Source organism: Propioniciclava sp. LT432 (assembly GCF_059515965.1).
Genome location: NZ_JCAKNE010000002.1, coordinates 1 through 21177 on the forward strand (window position 1 = coordinate 1; position 21177 = coordinate 21177).

The window sequence follows — 21177 nt, forward strand, 5'->3', positions numbered from 1 at the left end:
CTAGGTGTACTGGGCCACGACGTTCATGACAGGCGGCTGGTCGGGGGTAGTCCTCCGAGTGCGCTGTGGCGTCTTTGAGTGTTGTAGGTCTCCAGCCAGGGGTCAAGGGCGTCGCGGCGGGCCTGGTTGCTGGTGAACACGTGGCGGTAGGCCCACTCGGTGGTCAGGGTGCGGTTGAAGCGTTCGACCTTGCCGTTCTGCCAGGGGCAGTGGGGTTTGATGAACTTCTGCTTCGCGCCAATGGTCTCGACCGCGTCGATGAACGCTCGACCATGTCGGTAGGCGAACGCGTTGTCGGTCATCACTCGCTCGATGCTGGTGATGCCGTGGGTGGCGAAGTAGGCCGCGGCTCGCAGCAGGAAGCCGGCGCAGGTGTCGACGCGTTCATCGTCGTGGATCTCGCTGTAGGCCAGGCGGGAGTGGTCATCGACCATCGAGTGGACGTAGTCGTAGCCGATCTTGGGCCGCTTGTTCTTGGCGACGATGGTGTCGGAGCGTCCGTGGGCCCGCCAGCCGCCACCGTCGGGGATCTTGCCCAGCTTCTTGACATCCACGTGCACCAGTTCGCCGGGACGTTCGCGTTCGTAGCGGACCGCGGTCTGCTTCGAGGTGCGGATCACCTGGCCGGTCATCGGGTCCAGGCAGGTCAGGGGCGGCATGCCCCGTCGGTGCAGGATCCGGGTCACGGTCCGCGGCGCGAGCCCGAGTTCGGCCGCGATCCAGTCAGGGCCGCGTCGGTGCTCCTGACGGGCGGCCACCACCAGGTCCTCCACCGTGGCTGGTGTCGCGGTCGGGCACGCGTGAGGACGGCTGGACCGGTCATGCAGACCGGCCTCGCCCTCGGCGTCCCAGCGTGCCAGCCAGCGGTGAGCACACTGACGTGAAATCCCCATCGCCTTCGCTGCATGGGCGACCGGCCAGTGCTGGTATCGGACCCGATCGACCAGCAGCTTGCGGCCATGAAAGTTGAGGCGGGCGTTACGGTGGGACACGAGGACCTCCGGGTGTGAGATGTGACCTTCGACAAGCCACACCCCACCCGGGGGTCCTCCCTCACGTCAATACCGACGCGCTGTCACCAACCTCTTGGCCCAGTACATCTAGGCTGGTGCCATGCGCCTCTACCTCGTTCGCCACGGACGCACCCCCAGCAACGTTGCTCGCCTGTTGGACACGGCGATCCCCGGGGCCGACCTGGACGCCACGGGCCGGGAGCAGGCGCGAACCCTCATCGATCGCCTCGCCGACCACCACGTCGGCGCCGTGTATGCATCCGACCTCGTCCGGACCCAGCAGACCGCCGCCCCCTTGGCCGCCGAGCGCGGGTTGGACGTCACGATCATCGGCGGGTTGCGCGAGATCCAGGCGGGGGAGGATGAGATGTCCCCGCTCTGGGACCGCTACATCGGTGCGCTCAAGTCCTGGGGTGAGGGAGACCTCGTCGCGAGCGTCCCCGGAGGCGAGGACGCGAACGCCTTCTTTGACCGCTACGACGCCGCTGTCGCCGAGATCGCGTCCGCGGGTCACGACTCGGCGCTGCTGGTGAGCCACGGTGCGGCGCTGCGCATGTGGATCGCCGCACGGGTGCAGGGCATCGACCTGGCCGAGGTGGTCGGACGCCGCCTCGGCAACACCACCGTGGTCACCCTGGAGGGCGACGGCGATGCCGGCTGGACCTTCGTGGCCTGGGACGAGATCGAGGAGCCCGACGAATGGCCCGCCTCGCCGACGCCCACGCCCGAGTTCGTCGAACTGTCCCGGGCCGAGGCCAGTGCGGCGGCGCCGGGGTGGCGCTACCTCCTCGGTCGCCTCCACCTCACCGTGGACTGGCCCTCGTTCGGCGAGGCGGCCTCGTTCGTCTCGGCCGTGGCCGAGGTGGCCGAGGGCATGGACCACCATCCCGAGGTCGACCTCCGCCGCGAGCGGGTCCACCTTGCGGTCGGCACCCCCGCGGTGGGGGCCGTCACGGGCCTGGACGTGGACCTCGCCAACCGCGTGTCCGTCCTGGTCCACCAGCGCGGGGGCCGTCCTGTCCCGACCGCGCTGACCGAACTCGAGATCGCCATCGACACCATGGACGCCGAGGCGATCCTGCCGTTCTGGGCCGCCGTGCTGGGCTACGAGCGCGACGGCGATGCCGCGTTGGTCGACCCCCAGCGGATCGGCCCGGGCGTGTGGTTCCAGCAGATGGACGAGCCCCGCCCCGAGCGCAACCGGATCCACCTCGACGTGACCGTCGCCCACGACGTGGCCGAGCAGCGCATCGCGGCGGCGTTGGCGTCCGGCGGCCGGATCGTGTCGGACGCCAACGCGCCGGCCTTCACGACCCTGGCCGACGCCGACGGCAACGAGGCCTGCGTGTCCACCTGGCAAGGTCGGGACTGACGGATCGGCAACGCGGTTCCCTCAGGAACACCGCCGGGGCCCATCGGACGTCGTCCGATGGGCCCCGGTCAGGTGCGTTGAGCCGCTCAGTGGGCGATCGCCCCGTCGGCGCCGGCGCCGGTCATGGAGCGAACCTCCATCTCGGCGGCCTTGCCGAGGTCCATCACCTCACGGGAGAGGACGGTGCCCAGCCAGCCCATGAAGAAGGCGAGCGGGACGGACACGATGGCCGGGTTGTCGTACGGGAACCAGGCGAAGCTCGCGTCCGGGAACATCGCAGTGGCGACCCGGGCTCCCCCGATCGGCGTCGAGACGGCGGGCGAGAAGACGATCAGGACCAGCGAGCTGATCAGGCCGGAGTAGATCGACCACAGCGAACCCTGGGTGTTGAACCGCTTCCAGTACAGGGAGTACAGGATCGACGGCAGGTTCGCGGACGCCGCGACGGCGAACGCCAGCGCGACGAGGAAGGCGATGTTCATGCTCTTGGCGAAGATGCCGCCGAAGATGGCCAGTGCACCGATGACGAGCACGGTGTAGCGGGCGACCTTCATCTCGGCGGCGGGGTCGGCCTTGCCGTCCTTGATCACCGAGTTGTAGATGTCGTGGGCGAAGGACGCCGAAGCGGTGATGGTCAGGCCGGCGACCACCGCGAGGATCGTGGCGAACGCCACGCCGGCGATGACGGCCAGGAAGATCGTGCCGCCCAGACCCGCGCCGGGGAGGAAGAACGCCAGGGCCGGGGCCGCAGCGTTGGCCTTGCCGGGCATCGCGGAGATGGCTTCCTGCCCCCCGGGCACGAGCGCCGCGGCGCCGTAGCCGAGCACCAGCGTGAACAGGTAGAACGCGCCGATGAGTCCGATGGCCCACGTCACTGACTTGCGGGCCGCATTGGCGGTGGGCACCGTGTAGAACCGCATCAAGACGTGGGGCAGGCCCGCGGTGCCCAGCACGAGGGCGATGGACAGCGAGATGAAGCCCAGCGGGTCCTTGTACTTGTCGCCGGGGGCGAGCATCTGCGGGTGGTCGTTGATCCGGACGGCCTCGCCCATGACGGCGTCAAGGCTGAAGCCGAACAGGGCGAGCACCCAGACCGTCATGATGCCGGCGCCCGTGATGAGGAGGACGGCCTTGATCATCTGGACCCAGGTGGTCCCCTTCATGCCGCCGATGAGGACGTAGGCGATCATCAGGACGCCGACGATGACGATGACGATGTTCTGCGCCATCTCGCCGGACAGGCCCAGCAGCAGCGACACCAGGCCGCCGGCGCCGGCCATCTGGGCGAGCAGGTAGAAGAAGGAGATGGCCAACGTCGAGAAGGCGGCGGCCAGGCGGACGGGCTTCTGGTTCATGCGGAAGCTGAGCACGTCGGCCATCGTGTACTTGCCGGTGTTGCGCAACGGCTCGGCGACGAGCAGCAGGGCCACGAGCCAGGCGACGAGGAAGCCGATGGAGTACAGCAGGCCGTCATAGCCGTTGAAGGCGATGGCGCCCGCGATGCCGAGGAACGAAGCGGCCGACAGGTAGTCGCCCGCGATGGCGAAGCCGTTCTGGGTGCCCGAGAAGGCCGCGCCGCCGGTGTAGAACGAACCGGCCGCCTTGCTCTGGTTGGCGGTCACCCGGATGACGATGGTCAGGGTGACCACGACGAAGAGGGCGAAGATGACGATGTTGAAGATCGGGTTGCCGAGCTGGGTCACTTCGCGGCTCCTTCCAGGCGCTCACGGATGATGGTGGCGAGGGGATCCACCTTGGTTCGGGCGTGGCGCAGGTACAGCCACGTGATGAGGAAGGTGGTGACGAACTGCATGAGGCCCAGGAAGTGGCCCATGTTGAAGTACTCCAGGCCGAAGATCGACTGGGACATGAAGTCCTTGGCGTACACGGACGCCAGGACGTAGGCGAAGTACCACACGAGGAACGCGATGGTCATCGGGAACGCGAACCCGCGGAACGTCTTGCGCAGGTGGTGGAACTCCTCCGAGTTCTGCACCTCGAGGAACGCCTCCTCCGAGATCTTCGGCTTTGGCGCGTTGGGGTCGGACATGGAACCTCCGTTGGTCAGAGCCGGCGATGGGCTGGCAGCCGCACACTAGTGGGGGCCTCATGTAGGTCGTCAACACCACTTCGGGGGCGTACGGCGGATCGTTGTGATTCCGTGATGATTGTCGACGTCGAGTATCTTGGTGTTGAAAATGTTGTATTTTTCAACGACCGGCATCGTCAGCGGAAGATGACCGTCCGGCGACCGTCCAGGAAGACGCGGTGCTCGGCGTACAGCCGGACGGCCTCGGCGAGCGTTCTGCTCTCCTGCTCCTGGCCGAGGGCCACCAGTTCGGGGACCGTCTTGGTGTGGTCGACGCGGGTGACGTTCTGCTCGATGATCGGGCCCTCGTCCAGGTCCTCGGTGACGAAGTGGGCGGTGGCCCCCACCAACTTCACGCCGCGGTCGTGCGCCTGCCGGTAGGGGTTCGCGCCCTTGAAGCCCGGGAGGAACGAGTGGTGGATGTTGATCGCTCGCCCGGTCAGCGCGGAGCAGAGTTCCGGGGAGAGGATCTGCATGTAGCGCGCCAGCACCACCAACTCGATGCCCTCGGCCTCGACCCGGTCCAGGACGGACCGCTCGAAGTCGGCCTTCGTCTCCGGGAGCACGACGTGCTCGCTGAACGGCACCCCGTAGAACGTCGCGAGCGGGCGCAGTTCGGGGTGGTTGGCCATGACGCCCGCCACCTCGATCGGCAGCAGGCCGGAGCGCTGGCGGAAGAGGAGGTCGTTCAGGCAGTGGGCCGCCTTGCTCGCGAGGATCAGGGTCCGTCGCGGGCGTCCGACCTCGTCGAGGTTCCAGGTCGCGCGCAGGTACGCGGCCAACGGACGGACCGACTCCTCGAAGGCGCTGCGCTCGAAGCCCGACTGCACTTGGACCCGCATGAAGAAGCGACCGGAGTCGGAGCTGAACTGCTGCAGTTCGGTGATGTTACCCTGCGCGGCCGCCACGGCTCCGCTGACGGCATGGACGATGCCGGGGCGGTCGGGACACTCCAGAGTCAGCACCCAGTGGGACGAGTCGGTCACGGCCGTCGACTCTACCGGCCCCTGCCCCGGGTCCAGCCCCGTGTCAGAGACCGGCCGCGTCGAACGCCTCGACCGCCTTCTCGCGACCACGGGCGGTGAGTTCCCTCGCGCGGTGGAAGTCGAACGTGGAGGCGATGTCCTGGGGGAACTCGATCAGGACGTCGGGCGGGCTGCTCGCCATCCGGAACCGGGTGATCAGCTGTTCCGCGGTCTCGAGCGACAGCGAGATGACGTCCGACGTGCGCAGCCCCTTGGGCAACATCCCGAAATCGAAGTCGCGCGGCTGCTCAAGGGCCGACGCCAACTCGTCCCCCTCCCCGAACCGCTGCGACCACCACTGGCGGACGCCGCGGACGGGGTCTGAGTCCAGGACGCCGCGGAGGCGCTCGGTGAGCTCGGACAACATGCCCTCGGTCTCGGCGGCCGCGGTGACGGGGCGGGTGCTGGTGGGTTCGGAGGCGCGGCGTCCGGACAGGGAGACGGCGACCGTCCGGTCGGCCGACGTGCCGAGCAGCGCGTCGACCGGGACGGGGTTGAGCAGGCCGCCGTCGGCCAGCAGGCGCCCATCGACCATCACCGGGGTGAACACGCTGGGGATGCCGATCGAGGCGCGCATGGCCGTGGCGAGCGAGCCGCGCTGGAACCACACCTCGCGGCTGTGGGTGAGATCCGTGGCGACCGCCGTGAAGGGGATCCGCAACTCCTCGATGCGGGCACCGTCGAGGATGTCGGCCACCCGCTCCATGACCCGCTGGCCCCAGAAGACACCGGGCCCGGTGAGGGCCGGGTCGAGGAGGCGGAGGACGTCGGTCTGGCGAAGCGTTCCCACCCACTCGGCGTAGGCGTCCAGCTTCCCGGCCGCCTCCAGCCCGCCGATCACGGCACCCATGGACGTGCCGGCGATGGCCACCAGGTCGTGCCCGCGGGAACGCAGCTCCTCGATGACGCCGATGTGCGTGTAACCGCGGGCTCCGCCCGAGCCGAGGGCGAGTGCGATGCGCATGTCACACAGGATAGGGGGACCCGCTGCCCTGAGACTTCTTGGCCGGAATGCCGGGTGAGGGCTCGGCTCGGATAGGGTGGACGAGAATTTTGACATGGCATGCCGGCGCAGAGCCGGCCACTCGACCAGATCGGAGTTTCCCTGTGGACGCAGACCTCTTGGTGGTGGGGGCGGGCTTGTTCGGCTTGACGGTCGCGGAGCGCGCGGCCAACGAACTCGGCCTCAACGTGGTGGTCATCGACCGCCGCCACCACATCGGTGGCAACGCCTACTCTGAGAAGGAGGCGAACACGGGCATCGAGGTCCACAGGTACGGGGCCCACCTGTTCCACACCAGCAACGAGCGCGTGTGGAACTACGTGAACCAGTTCACCGCCTTCACGAACTACCAGCACAAGGTCTACACGTGCCACAAGGGCGAGGTGTACCCGATGCCGGTGAACCTGGGCACGATCAACCAGTTCTTCCGGGCCGCCTACTCACCTGCTGAGGCGCGCGCCCTCATCGCCGAGCAGGCAGCCGAACTGGGCGACAAGGAGCCGGCCAACTTCGTCGAGAAGGGCATCTCGCTCATCGGGCGCCCCCTCTACGAGGCGTTCATCATGCACTACACGGCGAAGCAGTGGCAGACCGACCCGGAGAAACTCGAGGCGTCCATCATCAGTCGCCTCCCGGTCCGCTACACCTACAACAACCGCTACTTCAACGACACCTACGAAGGGCTCCCCGTCGACGGGTACACCGCGTGGTTCGAGCGGATGCTGGACAACCCCCGCATCACCGTGAAGCTCGACACCGACTTCTTCGCCGATCCCCAGTTCGGCAAGGCCGCGGCGGTCGGGCAGGTCCCAGTCATCTACACCGGCCCGGTCGACCGGTACTTCGACTACAGCGAGGGCGAACTGGGTTGGCGGACGATCGACCTGGAAGAGGAGGTCCTCCCAATCGAGGACTTCCAGGGCACGTCCGTCATGAACTACCCGGACCCAGATGTCCCGTTCACCCGCATCCACGAGTTCCGCCACTTCCACCCCGAGCGTGACTACACCAAGGACGCAACGGTCATCATGCGCGAGTACAGTCGCTTCGCCGGGAAGGGGGATGAGCCGTACTATCCGATCAACACCGACGCGGATCGTGCGGGTCTGCTGAAGTACCGAGACCAGGCCAAGGCTGAGACCGACGTCCTGTTCGGTGGGCGCCTCGGCACCTACAAGTATCTCGACATGCACATGGCGATCGGGTCGGCGCTGTCCATGTTCGACAACAAGATCAAGCCCCACTTCTCCGAAGGTGTGGCGCTGGAGAGTGGAGGTGTGGACGCATGAGTGCCACGGTGACACAGCCCATTGTTCCTGACGAGGTCACCTCAGGCATGCGGATTCTCCAGCGGGTCATTCTTCCCACGGAGTCGCAACTCGACACGGTGCCCCTGTACGTCGATGCGGGAGCCGCACTCGGCCCCCGATTCGACACGATGAACGGCAAGTCGTCGCAGCCCGGCCAGACCGTGGCCATGGTCTCGGAGGACGTCCACGCGGAGGACTTCGCCGGCAGGCACTCGATGCGGGTGCGGGGAGGGGAGCGCATCTCCTTTGGCACGTACTTCAACGCCTTCCCCGCGAGCTATTGGCGTCGCTGGACGTCACTGCAGTCGGTCCGCTTGTCGGTCACGCTGGACGGTGCGGGGACGATCATCGTGTACAAGTCCAACGCGAAGGGTTCCCTCCAGCGTATCCAGTCCCAGCACGTTCAGGGTCGCGAGACGGTCACGGTTGACCTTCCGCTGAAGCCGTTCGGGGATGGGGGATGGTACTGGTTCGACCTCGCTGCCGGTGGCGCCGGTCTTGCGCTGGTGGAGGCGATGTGGCTGGGCGAGGACCACGGCCGTGGGCTGGGTCAGGTGACGTTGCAGATCACGACGATGAACAAGCCCGACTATTGCGTCAACAACATCGAGCTGTTGGGTGACAACCCAGATGCTTTGGCCCACGTGAAGGAGGTCCTGGTCGTGGACCAGGGCAACCAGAAAGTGGCCGACCAGGAGGGGTTCGAGGTGGCGGCCGCCGGGCTGGCAGGCCGGCTCCGCATCATCAACCAGTCCAACCTGGGCGGCTCGGGCGGTTTCAGTCGCGGGATGTTCGAAGCTGTCAAGAACGGGTCCGATTACGTTCTCCTGTGTGACGACGACATTGTCATTGAACCGGCGTCGATCAACCGGCTCCTGACTTTCGCCAGTTACTGTGTGCGCCCCACGCTCGTGGGCGGTCACATGTTCGACCTGTACAACCGCACCGCCTTGCACACGATGGGCGAGGTGGTTAATTCGTGGCGCTTCCAGCCCGACAAGCCAGTCGCCGACCAAGTGACGGGCCATGATCTCGCGGTCTCCAATCTGCGCAGCACGGCTTGGATGCATCGTCGGATCGACGCTGACTACAACGGTTGGTGGATGGACTTGATCCCGACGTCCGTGATCAAGGAGATCGGACTGTCCCTCCCCGTGTTCATCAAGTGGGACGACGTGGAGTTCGGCTTGCGTGCGAAGGCTGCCGGCTACGCGACTGTGTCTCTGCCCGGCGCAGCGGTGTGGCACATCTCTTGGGGTGACAAGGACGACCTTGTCGGGTGGCAGGCGTACTTCCATGAGCGGAACCGCTTCATCGCGGCTCTGATCCATTCTCCCTATGAGCGTGGAGGGCGCCTCATCCGCGAGTCAAACTACATGGATGTTAAGCACCTTATCTCCATGCAGTACTACACCGAGGCCGGGCGCCTGATGGCCCTCCGCGACATCCTCGCTGGCCCGGACCAGCTGCATGACATCCTGGACGAGCGCATCAAGCAAATCCGAGGCATGGTGCCGGAGCATTCGGATGCGGTCTTCAAGCCCCGATTCGATGACTTCCCCTCGCCCCGTACCACCAAGCCGCCGAAACGGGGGCAGGGCTTCCAGCAGCCTTCGGTCACCCGAGTCGTCCCGTGGGCACTCAAGACGCTCGTTCGTCAGATCGGACTGCCGGTCAAGAAACAAGCAAAGGAGCGCCCCCAAGCAATCATCGCCCACCAGGACAACAAGTGGTGGCGGATGGCCCAATACGACTCCGCCATCGTCAGCAACGCAGATGGCACTGCCTCGTCTTGGTACCGTCGGGATCCGGGGGTCGTGCGGAAGAACTTGGCCGAGGCCACCCGACTACACGTCCAGATCTTCACGGAGTGGCCGCGACTGAGGGCCGCCTATCGTGAGGCACTGCCGCGCATCACGTCGCTGGAGGCTTGGGGTCAGACGTTCGCTCGACACACGGAGTCGGAGCTCAGACGCTAGTGACCGCGACCGCGTTGGCCGCCCCCGGGAGCGGGCGGGGACTGCTGGACGTCTGGCGCAACCGCTACCTGCTCAGCCTCATCGTCCGCAAGGAGGTACAGGTCCGCTATCGCGGGTCTGTACTTGGGATCGTCTGGAGTTACATCAAGCCGGCGATCCAGTTCGTGGTGTTCTACATCGCGATGGGCGTCTTCCTCGGTCTGAACAAGGGGATGCCCAACTACGCGGTCTACCTGTTCTCGGGCATCGTGGTGATGAACTTTTTTAACGAGGCCTTCGGGAACGCGGCCCGGTCGGTGGTGGGCAACGGCCAGTTGATCAAGAAGATCTACCTCCCGCGCGAACTGTTCCCCGTGTCCTCGCTGTGGGTGGCGGTGGTGCACTTCATGCCGCAGCTACTGGTGCTCCTCGTCGCGTGCTTCGTCGTCGGCTGGCGTCCGGACCTGCTCCACCTCGCGGCCATCGGCGGTGGCTTCGTCATCGTCGCCGTGTTCGCGGTGGGCCTCGGCCTGCTCTTCACCACGGCCAACGTGTTCTTCCGCGACGCGGAGAACATCGTCGACCTCATCGCCATGGTCGCCACCTGGGCCAGTCCGGTCCTTTATGTGTGGACCATGGTGCGGCAGGTGTCGCCCGATTGGGCGCTCAGCCTGTACATGGCGAACCCCCTGACGGTGGCCGTCGAACTCTTCCACTACGGATTCTGGTCGGCCACCACATCGGACTTCGGTGCATGGAGCGTTCCACCGCTCCTGTTCTCGGTCTGGACTCCACTGGTGCTCCTGCTCTCCATGCTGCTTGTCCTCGTGGGCGATGCCGTCTTCCGGCGTTTCGAGGGCAATTTCGCCCAGGAGTTGTGATGGGGGAACTCATGGTTCGCCTCGACGGCGTCACGAAGGAGTTCGTCCTCCGACACACTCGATCCATGAAGGAGGCCCTCGTCTGGCTGGTCAAGGGCCGCAAGGGAGACCTGTCCGCCAAGTTCAAAGCCTTGGACGGGGTCGAGCTCGAGATCCGCGAGGGCGAGTCGGTGGCGCTGCTCGGTTTCAACGGGTCGGGCAAGTCGACGACGCTGAAGATCATCTCCGGAGTCATGAGACCTGACAGCGGGAAGGTCGGCGTCCGTGGACGCGTTGCGGGACTCATCGAGGTGGGAGCAGGCTTCCACCACGACCTTCCCGGACGTGAGAACGTCTACCTGAATGCCGCGATCCTCGGCATGACCAAGGAGGAGATCGACGCCAAGTTCGACGACATCGTGGCCTTCTCCGAGATCGGGGAGTTCATCGACACCGAAGTGAAGTTCTACTCCTCGGGCATGTACCTGCGGCTCGCGTTCGCAGTGGCCGTGCACACCGATCCGGACGTCTTTCTCGTCGACGAGATCCTCGCCGTGGGCGACGAACCCTTCCAGCGCAAGTGCATCGCCCGCATCAAGGAACTGATCGCCGAGGGCAAAACGTTGGTCGTCGTCAGCCACGACTTGGACCTCGTTCAGGACATCTGCGATCGTGGCGTCGTCATGGAGAAGGGCCGCAAGGTCTTCGACGGGCCCTGCTCTGAGGCTGTCGCCCACCTGCGTTCCCGCCCATGAAAGCTGGTCCTGCCGGAGTCAGACCCGGTCGCGCCAACGGGTGAAGGCGGCGTACGCCGGACGCCGGAGGCTGGGCGGCACGAACCGCCACAGCCCTCGGACGAGCAGGTTCCGCGCGAACTGGACCGGCGTCGTGAAGCCGAGCCGGAGCATGCGCCACTGCAGGACGGCCTCACTGGTGAACAACTGCCACCCACCGCGGCGCCGATAGGCGCCAGCGCCCACCCGGTAGAGCACCAGGGGTTCCTCGACGTTCGTCACGTGCGCCCCCGCGTGGATCATCCGGACGAACAGCCAGTAGTCCTCGAGGCGGGCCAGGTGCTGGTACCCGCCGGCGGCCGCGACCGCCGCCCGCCGGTAGACGACCGAGGGGTGGTTGAAGGGATCCGCGAGCCTGGCGACGCGGGCGATCTCGTCCGGATCGGCGGGCCAGCCCCGCTGCAGTCCGCGCCGGGACTCGTCGGACTCGAACTCGACGATGGTGCCGGAGAGCAGGTCGACCCCCTCGGCCATGAGCGGGAGCTGGCGGGCGAAGCGCTGGGGGAGCGACACGTCGTCGGCGTCCGCCCGGGCCACGACCTCGTGCGCGCAGGCGGCCAGCCCGGCGTCCAGGGCACGGGCGAGCCCGACGTTCTTGGGCAGGGCCACGACGCGGACGGGCACGCCCCCCGTCAGCTCCCCGGCCTCGGCGCGGTGCAACACGTCCGCGATCGGGGCGGGGACGGGGCCGTCCACGACGACGACGAGCTCGTTCGGACGCAGGGCCTGGTCGACCGTCACCGACCTGATCGCACGCTCGAAGAAGGCCGCGTGGTCTCCGCGGTAGACCGGCAGGAGGACGCTGAACGGCGGCGTCCGCGGTGTGCCCGCACCGGGGTCAGGCACGTCCGGCGCCCCGTTCGATGGTGAGGACGTCCTCGGCGACGGGGGTGTCCGCCAGCACCGCGGCGGTCGAACGCGGCGCGCGGATGCCTTGGGCGAGCCCACGGCGTCCGTGCCGCAGGAGTGCGACGCGGTCGGAGGACCGGGCGAGCATCCTCGCCCACCGGACGGCGGTGGAACCGGCGTAGAGCGTCCTGTCGAAGGGGCCCAGCGCGTCCGAGCGGGTGAAGGCCCACACCTTGTTGCGGACCTCGTTGGTGAACCGCGCGCCGGGGTCGGCGTCGGAGGAGCCGAACACCTTCGTGAGGTGGTAGACGCGGGAGGACGGTACGTAGATGCCCTCCCCGTCGCGCAGCAGGCGGGCGGTGTATTCGAAGTCGTCGTTCCACAGGAAGTAGTCGGCCTCCGGCAACCCGTGGCGGCGCACCGCGTCGGCGTCGAGCAGGATCGAGACGAAGGACGCGGAGCGGATCGGATGGGCGCCGGCCATCTCCGCGGCGCCGCGGGCCACGCGGCCGGCCCCCGGGCGGGGTCGTGGACGGTTCATGGGGTGCTCGCGGCCGTCGCGCCAGTCGGCCCGCGAGGCGGCGATCGTCACGCGCCCCGGGTAGCGGACGCGCGCGGCGAGGAGGGCGGCGAGCGCTCCGGCGGTGGGCACGGTGTCGTCGTCCATGACCCAGACCAGATCGGCTTGGTGGTGCGCCACGGCACGGGCGATGCCCGCCGCGAATCCGCCGGCACCCCCTGTGTTGGTCGGGAGCGTGACGACCTCCGTCACCACGGGGTGGGACGCCGCGAGCTCGGCCGAGCCGTCCGTGGAGGCATTGTCGATGACGACCACCGCATCGGCGGGGCGTTCCTGCGCCCCCAGTCCGGAGAGGGTTTCGGCCAGCAGCTCCCTTCGGTTCCAGGCGACCACGACGGCCACCACGCGCTGGTCCAGCGAGGCGTCGACTCCCATGGTCGCCACCCTAGCGGCCCTGTCCGGTGGACCGCGTGAGCGCCGGTAGGCTGGCCGGGTGAGTCCGACCGTGTCGAACATCCTGCTGATCTTCGTGTTCATCCTGATCGGCGGGGTCTTCGCCGCCGCCGAGATGGCGTTGGTGTCCCTGCGTGACAGCCAGGTGCGGGCCATTGCCACGAAGGGAAGGCGCGGGGCGACGGTCGCCCGGCTCGCCAAGGACCCGAACCTGTTCCTCTCCGCGGTGCAGATCGGGGTCACCCTCTCGGGCTTCCTCGCCGCCTCGTTCGGTGGGGCCACGCTCGCTGCCGAACTCACCCCGGTGCTGGTGCGCTGGGGTCTCCCCGAAGGGGTCGCGTCCAGCATCGCGCTCGTGCTGGTGACCCTCGTGATCTCCTACTTCTCGATCGTGCTGGGCGAGCTCACCGCCAAGCGCCTGGCCATGCAGCGCGCCGAGAGCTTCGCCCTGCTGCTGGGTCCCATGGTCAACGCCATCGCCGTGATCACGCGGCCGATCATCTGGTTCCTGGGCGTCTCGACCAATGTCGCCGTGCGGCTGTTCGGGGGAGACCCCCGGGCGTCCCGCGAGGAGGTCACCGACGAGGAGCTGCGCGCCATGGTGTCCAGCTCGGTCACGCTCGGCGACGAGGAGAGGCAGATCGTGGACGAGGTGTTCGCGGCGGGGCAGGTGACGCTGCGGGAGGCCATGGTCCCGCGCACCGAGGTGGACTTCCTCGACGGGGACATGCCCGCCCACAAGGCCATCCGCCTCGTCGCCGACGGCGCCCACTCGCGCTACCCGGTCGTGGGCCGCGATGTGGACGACGTCCTGGGCTTCCTCCACATGCGGGACCTGTTCGACCTCGACCCCGCGGCGCGGCAGGCGCCGATCAGTGAGCTGGTCCGCCCCATCCAGGCGCTGCCCGGAACGGTCCGCATCCTGCACGCGCTCTCGGTCATGCAGGCGGGCAACGACCACATGGTCATCGTCAGGGACGAGTACGGCGGCACCGCCGGCATCGTCACCATCGAGGACCTCGTCGAGGAGCTCATCGGCGACATCACCGACGAGTTCGACCTCGAGGCGCCCGAGTCCGAGGGGGGCGGTTCCGACGAGGTGGACGGACTGACGACCCTGGAACAGTTCGCGGAGCGCTTCGCGCTGCTCCTGCCCGAGGGGCCGTACGACACCGTCGCAGGCTACGTCATGGCCGAACTGGGGAGCCTGCCGGAGGTGGGCGACACGGTCACCTGCGAGCTGCAGCCGGTCCCGGGGTCCGGCTCCGCCCCGCAAGAGGTCGAGTTCGCCGTCACCGAGCTCGACGGACGCCGTGCGTCACGCCTCCGCCTGGCACGCGTGGGCGCCGGCGCGACGACGGACCCGATCCAGTAACCTGCCCCGCGAGACAGAGGAGCCCGGAGGGACATGTCAACCGACGACGGCGCGGCCCTGCTCACCTCCGAGGGGGTGGGCGGATTGCTCGAGGCCGCCGTCACGCATGCCGGGGGATCCCTGGTGGCCTGGGCCCTCGACCACGTCGACGCCAACCCGAGCCAGTCCACGACCGCGACCTACTCGGCGATCGTCGACTGGCCCTACGGACGTCGCGACGAGTTGCTCGGGGTGAGCGCCCGAGCGCACGGCCTGTCGCCGTCCGACAGCCGCGCCGAGATCTTCGCCGACGGTGATCGCGAGGTTGCGGTGTGGCTCTACCCCAACGACCCGGACCTGCCGGGTTTGGCGCGTGCGGCGTACCCGACGTCCATGGCCGCCGTCCTCAACGCGTACAAGGCGGTCCCCGAGCCGATCACCGCCGACGACCTGAGTCTCGAGATGGTCACCTACCGGCCGCGACGCCGGGCCGTGCTGCGTGCAGCCGTCCGGGGTGGGGAGACCTTCTTCGTGAAGGTGCTCCGCGAGCGCCTGTTCGCGGACGTGTCGCGCCGCCACAAGCTGCTGCTGGACGCCGGCGTCCCGGCCCCGCGCATCGCGGCCGGCACCGCGGACTTCCTCCTCGTCCTGGGGGAGTTGCCCGGGCGCCCGCTGGCCCGTGCGGTCTTCGACCCCGTGGCACCGTGCACCGCCGAGGACCTCGTCGAGGTCCTGGACGCCATGCCGGCCGCCGTCGCGGGCCTCGAGCGCCGTCCACCGTGGGCCGATTCGGTCGACCACTACGCACGCATGGTGGGCGCCGCCCTGCCGTCCGAGCAGCAGCGCCTCGACCTCCTCACCCGGGCGATTCGGGACGGCCTGGCCGGACTGCCGCCGGGCGACGAACCCACCCACGGCGACTTCCACGAGGGGCAGGTGCACGTGGCGGACGGCCGCGTCGTCGGGATCCTGGACGTCGACACCATCGGTCCCGGGCGCCGCGCGGACGACCTGGCGTGCCTGATCGCGCACCTGTCGACGATCCAGCGCATGAACGCGGAGCAGGAGGGGCGGGTGCGTGACCTGTTGCGCGCCTGGGTGCCGGTGTTCGACGAGCGCGTCGACCCCATCGAGTTGCGGCTCCGGGCGGCCGCCGTGATCATCTCGCTCGCCACGGGGCCCTACCGCGGCCAGGAGCCCGACTGGGAGCGGGAGACGACCCGGATGATCGACTCGGCGGAAGCGCTCGTCCGGCAAGTCAGTTGAAAGTGAATCACAAAGCGGTATCAACGGCCGTCAGTCTGCTCTGACCGCGCGTGGGCAGGTGCGTCCCGAGTTATGCTCCCCCTCAGCCCGGGAACTCGTGCCCGGCTCACATGACGCGTGCCTAGGAGGCATAACGTGAAGAAGTCCCTCATCGGAACCGGTCTGGCCGTCGCGGTCCTGCTGGCCGGCTGCGCCACCCCGCCACCCGCCTCGACCGCGAGCCCGAACGCCTCCGCTCCCGCGCAGTCCGACTTCTTGGCCTGCATGGTCTCCGACGAGGGCGGCTTCGACGACAAGTCGTTCAACGAGACCTCGTACAAGGGCATGTTGGACGCCAAGGCCAAGCTGGGCATCCAGACCAAGGAGATCCAGTCGCAGACCACGTCCGACTACGCGAAGAACGTTCAGGCGATGGTCGACTCCAAGTGCGACATCATCGTGACCGTCGGCTTCGCCCTCGGTGACGCCACCGCCGCGTCCGCGAAGGCCAACCCCGACATCGACTACGCGATCGTCGACTTCTCCTACGAGAAGCCGGAGGCCAACGTCAAGGGGCTGACCTTCAACACGGCCGAGCCGGCGTTCCTCGCGGGCTACCTGGCGGCGTCCATCACGAAGACCGGCACCGTGGGCACCTACGGCGGCGCGCCGTACCCGACCGTGACCATCTTCATGGACGGCTACGCCCAGGGCGTCGACCACTTCAACAAGACCAAGGGCAAGAGCGTCAAGCTGGTCGGCTGGGACCGCGCCAGCAAGAACGGCACGTTCATCCCGGGCAACAAGTTCTCCGACGTGGCGGGCGCCAAGCAGCTCGCGCAGAACCTGGTGTCCCAGGGCGCCGACGTGATCCTCCCCGTCGCCGGTCCGGCGTCGGAGGGTGGCCTGCTGGTCGCCCAGGAGTCCGGCGGCAAGGTCGTCTCCATGTGGGTGGACTCCGACGGCGTCGTGTCCATGTCGAAGTACGCGTCGGTGATCCCGACCTCGGTCGGCAAGGGCATGGACGTGGCCGTGTTCGAGGCCATCAAGGCCTCGAGCGAGGACAAGTTCGACAACGAGCCGTACGTCGGCACCTTGGAGAACGGGGGCGTCTTCCTGGCGCCGTTCCACGAGTTCGACAGCAAGATCCCGGCCGAGGTCAAGGCCGAGATCGACCAGTTGAGCAAGGACATCATCAGCGGGAAGGTGATGGTCGAGACCACCGCCGCTGCCTGATTTCCCATGTGCGTGCGGGGAGGCGACACCACCGTCGCCTCCCCGCCGCCTACGCTGTCCGCATCTGACCAAGAAGGGATGCTCCGTGGCCCAGGGCACCAGCACCGGTTTGAGCTTGCGTGGAATCACCAAGCGATTCGGATCATTCACGGCGGTCGACCGGGTGGACATCGACCTGGTCCCCGGTGAGATCCACTGCCTCCTGGGCGAGAACGGCGCGGGCAAGTCCACGCTGATGAACGTGCTGTACGGGCTACTGGCCCCCGACGAGGGCGAGATCCTGGTCGATGGTGTCGCCCGACACTTCGCCAATCCCCGCCAGGCGATGGCGGCCGGCATCGGCATGGTCCACCAGCACTTCATGCTCGTCGAGGTGTTCACGGTCACCGAGAACCTCATGCTGGGGCGGGAGACCGGTCCCCTCCTCAACGCGGCGGCGGCGAGGCAGCGCGTCCACGAACTCTCCCGGAAGTACGGCATGCCCGTCGACCCGGACGCCGTCATCGAGGAGTTGCCCGTCGGCGTCCAGCAGCGCGTGGAGATCCTGAAGGCGCTGGCCAACGACGCGAAGTACCTCGTCTTCGACGAGCCCACCGCCGTGCTCACGCCGCAGGAGATCGACGACCTGATGCGCGTCATGCAGGCGCTGCGCGACGAGGGCAAGGCCATCGTGTTCATCACCCACAAGCTCCGGGAGGTCCGCGCCATCGCGGACCGCATCACCGTGATGAGGCGCGGCAAGATCGTCGGCCACGCCGAGCCGGGCACGTCCGAGACCGACCTCGCCGAGCTCATGGTGGGGCGCGCCGTCGACCTGCGCGTCGACAAGGAACCGGCCCGGACCACGGCCGTCCGGCTGTCCGTCGAGGACCTGCGCGTCGCCAACCCAGCCGGCGGCATCGTGGTGGACGGGGTGTCCTTCGAGGTCTCGGGCGGAGAGGTCCTCTGCATCGCGGGCGTCCAGGGCAACGGCCAGTCCGAGCTGGCCGACGCCCTGCTGGGCAACATCCCCCCGATCTCGGGGCGGATCGAACTCGACGGGGCCGACGTCTCCCGGGCGACGCCCCGCCGCACCATCGACGCCGGCATGGGCTTCGTTCCCGAGGACCGGGAGGCCGACGGCTTCGTCAACACGTTCTCGATCGCTGAGAACCTGGTGCTCAATCGGGTGACCAAGGCGCCCTTCTCCCACGGGCCGGCTCTGGACCTGGGGGCCATCGAACGCAACGCCGAGACGCTGCGCGAGGAGTTCGACATCCGCGCGCAGTCGGTGCACCACCCCATCACGAGCCTCTCGGGCGGCAACAAGCAGAAGGTCGTGCTGGCCCGAGAGTTGAGCCGTCCGCTGTCGGTGCTGGTGGCCAGCCAGCCCACCCGTGGCGTCGACGTCGGGGCGATCGAGTTCCTGCACAAGCGCATCGTGGCCGAGCGTGACAAGGGCACGGCCGTCCTGCTCGTCTCCACCGAGTTGGACGAGGTCGAGGCGCTGGCGGACAGGGTGCTGGTCATGTATCGCGGAAAAGTGGTCGGCGTCGTCCCACCGGACACGCCCCGGGAGGTGCTCGGCCTGATGATGGCCGGGGTCCCCGCCGACGAGGCGTCCCACATGGCGGCCGTCGACAACGAGGAGGAGAAGCATGGCTGAGGCAGGGCGGCCCTCCGTCTGGCGTGCGCGCGGCCGTAGCTGGGCGATCACCGCGGGTTCGATCGTCCTCGCCCTGGCCGTCGGGGCGGTCCTGATGGTCGTTTCCGACCCTGACGTCATCACCCTCTACGCCTACCTGTTCACCGCCCCCGCCCTCCCCCTGGGCGCCTCCTGGGCGAAGGTGTCCAGTGCGTACGTCGCCCTCCTCATCGGCGCGGTCGGCTCGCCCGGCGCCCTGGCGGCCACCGCCTGGCAGGCGGCACCCCTGATCTGCGCGGGCCTGGGTGTCGGCCTCGGCTTCCGCGCGGGCCTGTTCAACATCGGCGCCCAGGGCCAGGCCATCTGGGGGGCCATCGCCGCGGCGTTTGTGGGCTTCTCGATGGAGCTGCCGCCCGTGCTCCACGTCATCGTCGCGGTGCTGGCGGGCCTGGTGGCCGGGTCCTTGTGGGGCGGCATCGTCGGCTTCCTGAAGGCCACGACGGGGGCGCACGAGGTGATCGTCACGATCATGCTGAACTACGTGGCCAGCAGTGCGCTGGCGTGGCTCCTGCTCACGCCCGCGTTCCTCCGCCCCGGGCGCATCGACCCCATCGCCCCGGTCATCGAGGACACCGCGGCGTTCGGCATCATCTTCGAGCAGTTCCACGTGGGCTTCCTCGTCGCCGTCGCGGCCGCCGTCGTCGTCTGGTGGGTGCTCGACCGGTCGACCACGGGGTTCGCGATCCGCGCGGTGGGCGTCAACGCCCACGCCGCCGGCACCGCCGGAATGAACGTGTCGAGGACCACCATCGTCACCATGGCGCTGTCCGGGATGTTGTGCGGCCTCGCCGGCGTGCAGTACGCGCTGGGGCCGGGGGCCGACCGCATCGCCACGCCGCTGTCGCTGGGCCTGGTCGGCACCGTCGGCTTCGACGCGATCACGGTCGCCCTGCTGGGTCGGAGCAGGCCGTTGGGCATCGTCTTCGCGGGCCTGTTGTTCGGCGGCCTGCACTCGGGTGGCCTGGCGATGCAGAGCCTCGCCGGTACCCCCCTGACGCTCTCGACCGTGCTCCAGGCACTGATCGTCCTCTTCGTCGCAGCGCCCGCCCTCGTGGGTGCGTTGCTCCCCAAGGTGAAGGCGCCCCGCGCCACCAGCCTCGTCGGAGGTGAAGCCGCATGACCGCAGCAACCCAGACCGTCATCGACAACGCGCCCATCCAGCTCGAGTCGACGGAATCCGCCGCCGCACGCCGCGCACGCCTGTCCACGGGCGGCCTGTTGCTGCTGCTCGGCGCGCTGATGGCCGTCCTCGGCGTCCAGACCAGCGGCTCCGCCGGCTACGCGCTCTCGGACGCCTTCGCCGCGGTCCAACTACCCACCCTGACCGTCCCGGCGCTGCCGACCGTGCTCGCGTGCGCCGCACTGACCCTGCTGGCGGGCGCCGGCTTCGTGTCCGGGCGACTGTGGGGCAGGTCCAGGACGCTCGCCGCCACGGTGGCCGGGGTGGCCGTTGCCCTCGGCTTCGTCACCTGGGCCGCGGCCGGGAGCGCGTACGCGTTCCCCGTCGCCAACCAACTGTCCGGCACGGTCGCCCTCGCGACCCCGCTGGTCCTGGGTGCGCTCGCCGGTGTGCTGTGCGAGAACGCGGGCGTCGTGAACGTGGCGATCGAGGGCCAGTTCCTCGTCGCGGCCTTTACCGCGGCCACCGTGGGGTCCGTGACCGGGTCGATCGCGGTCGCCCTGCTGGCCGCGGTGCTGGCAGGCGTCGCGATGGGGGCGCTGCTCGCCGCGTTCTCCATCAAGTACCTCGTCGACCAGGTCGTCCTCGGCGTCGTGCTCAACCTGCTCGCCACCGGCATCACCGGCTTCCTGTTCGACCAGCTCGTCCAGCCCAACAGCGGCGAGCTCAACGTCGCCCCGATCATGCAGCGGATCCAGATCCCCGGGCTGTCCGCCATCCCGTTGCTCGGGCCGGTGCTGTTCGACCAGACGATCCTCGTGTACCTGGCCGTCCTCTCGGTCGTGCTGGTCTGGTTCCTGCTCTACCGCACGAGCTGGGGGCTGCGCGTCCGGGCCGTGGGCGAGCACCCGGAGGCGGCCGACACCGTCGGCATCAGCGTGCGCGCCGTGCGTTGGCAGGCGGTCCTCGTCGGCGGCGTCTTCGCCGGCCTGGGCGGTTCCTTCTTCACGATCGGCTCGACGGGTGGCTTCGTCAAGGACATCACCGTCGGCAACGGATTCATCGCCCTGGCCGCGCTCATCATGGGCCGCTGGCACCCCGTCCGCGCTGCGCTCATGGCGGTGTTCTTCGGCTTCGTCACCCAGCTGGCGTCGCAGCTGCAGACCCTCAACACGCCGATGCCGGGCCAGTTCCTGCTGATGCTGCCCTACATCGCCACCGTCATCGCGGTGGCAGGCCTCATCGGGCGCTCGCGCTCGCCGAAGGCCGACGGCGTCCCCTACACGAAGTGA

General features: G+C 68.3%; 18 protein-coding genes. 11 read left to right on the forward strand and 7 right to left on the reverse strand.

Annotated features, from left to right (window positions below):
• Positions 1-23: 23 nt before the first annotated feature.
• On the reverse strand, positions 24-992 hold the full coding sequence (locus tag AC5YDV_RS01055) for an IS481 family transposase (protein WP_496181913.1): 969 nt from the start codon (positions 990-992) through the stop codon (positions 24-26).
• A 121-nt stretch (positions 993-1113) separates the two neighbouring features.
• Between AC5YDV_RS01055 and AC5YDV_RS01060 the strand changes: the two genes are divergently transcribed.
• Positions 1114-2385, forward strand: a complete 1272-nt coding sequence (locus AC5YDV_RS01060; RefSeq protein ID WP_496181752.1) for a histidine phosphatase family protein — start codon at positions 1114-1116, stop codon at positions 2383-2385.
• Positions 2386-2471: 86 nt separating this feature from the next.
• On the opposite strand, the gene AC5YDV_RS01065 is transcribed toward AC5YDV_RS01060, so the two are convergent.
• The 4 genes from AC5YDV_RS01065 to AC5YDV_RS01080 form a co-directional block, all read right to left on the reverse strand.
• Positions 2472-4088 (reverse strand): monocarboxylic acid transporter, encoded by a 1617-nt coding sequence (locus AC5YDV_RS01065; RefSeq protein ID WP_496181753.1) that lies wholly within the window; start codon positions 4086-4088, stop codon positions 2472-2474.
• On the reverse strand, positions 4085-4435 hold the full coding sequence (locus AC5YDV_RS01070; protein ID WP_496181754.1) for a DUF485 domain-containing protein: 351 nt from the start codon (positions 4433-4435) through the stop codon (positions 4085-4087). The genes AC5YDV_RS01065 and AC5YDV_RS01070 overlap by 4 nt, the downstream gene beginning before the upstream one ends.
• Positions 4436-4611: 176 nt before the next feature.
• Positions 4612-5460 carry a formyltetrahydrofolate deformylase gene (gene purU, locus AC5YDV_RS01075; RefSeq protein ID WP_496181755.1) on the reverse strand — a complete coding sequence of 283 codons (849 nt, stop codon included), beginning with the start codon at positions 5458-5460 and terminating at the stop codon, positions 4612-4614.
• Between the two features lie 43 nt (positions 5461-5503).
• Positions 5504-6463: a patatin-like phospholipase family protein gene (locus AC5YDV_RS01080; protein WP_496181756.1), complete on the reverse strand. Its 960-nt coding sequence runs from the start codon at positions 6461-6463 to the stop codon at positions 5504-5506.
• A gap of 143 nt (positions 6464-6606) precedes the next feature.
• On the opposite strand from AC5YDV_RS01080, the gene glf reads away from it, so the two are divergent.
• The 4 genes from glf to AC5YDV_RS01100 are packed head-to-tail and all read left to right on the forward strand — an operon-like array spanning position 6607 to position 11385.
• Positions 6607-7791, forward strand: a complete 1185-nt coding sequence (glf, locus tag AC5YDV_RS01085; protein WP_496181757.1) for a UDP-galactopyranose mutase — start codon at positions 6607-6609, stop codon at positions 7789-7791.
• Complete coding sequence (locus AC5YDV_RS01090) at positions 7788-9791, forward strand: glycosyltransferase (RefSeq protein ID WP_496181758.1); 2004 nt, start codon at positions 7788-7790, stop codon at positions 9789-9791. The genes glf and AC5YDV_RS01090 overlap by 4 nt, the downstream gene beginning before the upstream one ends.
• Positions 9791-10651: an ABC transporter permease gene (locus tag AC5YDV_RS01095; RefSeq protein WP_496181759.1), complete on the forward strand. Its 861-nt coding sequence runs from the start codon at positions 9791-9793 to the stop codon at positions 10649-10651. Before AC5YDV_RS01090 ends, AC5YDV_RS01095 begins: the two co-directional genes overlap by 1 nt.
• The gene (locus AC5YDV_RS01100) at positions 10651-11385 is read left to right on the forward strand and encodes an ABC transporter ATP-binding protein (protein WP_496192320.1); all 735 of its coding nucleotides are present in this window, start codon (positions 10651-10653) and stop codon (positions 11383-11385) included. The genes AC5YDV_RS01095 and AC5YDV_RS01100 overlap by 1 nt, the downstream gene beginning before the upstream one ends.
• 18 nt (positions 11386-11403) lie before the next feature.
• Here the strand turns inward: AC5YDV_RS01100 and AC5YDV_RS01105 are convergent, their stop codons facing one another.
• Together AC5YDV_RS01105 and AC5YDV_RS01110 are read right to left on the reverse strand one after the other, a co-directional pair.
• A complete protein-coding gene (locus tag AC5YDV_RS01105; protein ID WP_496181761.1) occupies positions 11404-12270 on the reverse strand; it encodes a glycosyltransferase in 867 nt (288 codons plus the stop codon).
• A complete protein-coding gene (locus tag AC5YDV_RS01110) occupies positions 12263-13228 on the reverse strand; it encodes a glycosyltransferase (protein ID WP_496181762.1) in 966 nt (321 codons plus the stop codon). Before AC5YDV_RS01110 ends, AC5YDV_RS01105 begins: the two co-directional genes overlap by 8 nt.
• Before the next feature lie 58 nt (positions 13229-13286).
• Here AC5YDV_RS01110 and AC5YDV_RS01115 point away from each other — a divergent pair, with 58 nt between their 5' ends.
• From AC5YDV_RS01115 to AC5YDV_RS01140, 6 genes are all read left to right on the forward strand, one after another.
• Positions 13287-14621 (forward strand): hemolysin family protein, encoded by a 1335-nt coding sequence (locus tag AC5YDV_RS01115; RefSeq protein WP_496181763.1) that lies wholly within the window; start codon positions 13287-13289, stop codon positions 14619-14621.
• Between the two features lie 33 nt (positions 14622-14654).
• The gene (locus AC5YDV_RS01120; RefSeq protein ID WP_496181764.1) at positions 14655-15866 is read left to right on the forward strand and encodes an aminoglycoside phosphotransferase family protein; all 1212 of its coding nucleotides are present in this window, start codon (positions 14655-14657) and stop codon (positions 15864-15866) included.
• A 135-nt stretch (positions 15867-16001) separates the two neighbouring features.
• Entirely contained in the window at positions 16002-17081 is a 1080-nt protein-coding gene (locus tag AC5YDV_RS01125; protein ID WP_496181765.1) for a BMP family ABC transporter substrate-binding protein, read from the forward strand.
• Positions 17082-17166: 85 nt separating this feature from the next.
• A complete protein-coding gene (locus tag AC5YDV_RS01130) occupies positions 17167-18726 on the forward strand; it encodes an ABC transporter ATP-binding protein (RefSeq protein WP_496181766.1) in 1560 nt (519 codons plus the stop codon).
• Positions 18719-19885 carry an ABC transporter permease gene (locus AC5YDV_RS01135; protein ID WP_496181767.1) on the forward strand — a complete coding sequence of 389 codons (1167 nt, stop codon included), beginning with the start codon at positions 18719-18721 and terminating at the stop codon, positions 19883-19885. Before AC5YDV_RS01130 ends, AC5YDV_RS01135 begins: the two co-directional genes overlap by 8 nt.
• Complete coding sequence (locus tag AC5YDV_RS01140; protein ID WP_496181768.1) at positions 19882-21177, forward strand: ABC transporter permease; 1296 nt, start codon at positions 19882-19884, stop codon at positions 21175-21177. Before AC5YDV_RS01135 ends, AC5YDV_RS01140 begins: the two co-directional genes overlap by 4 nt.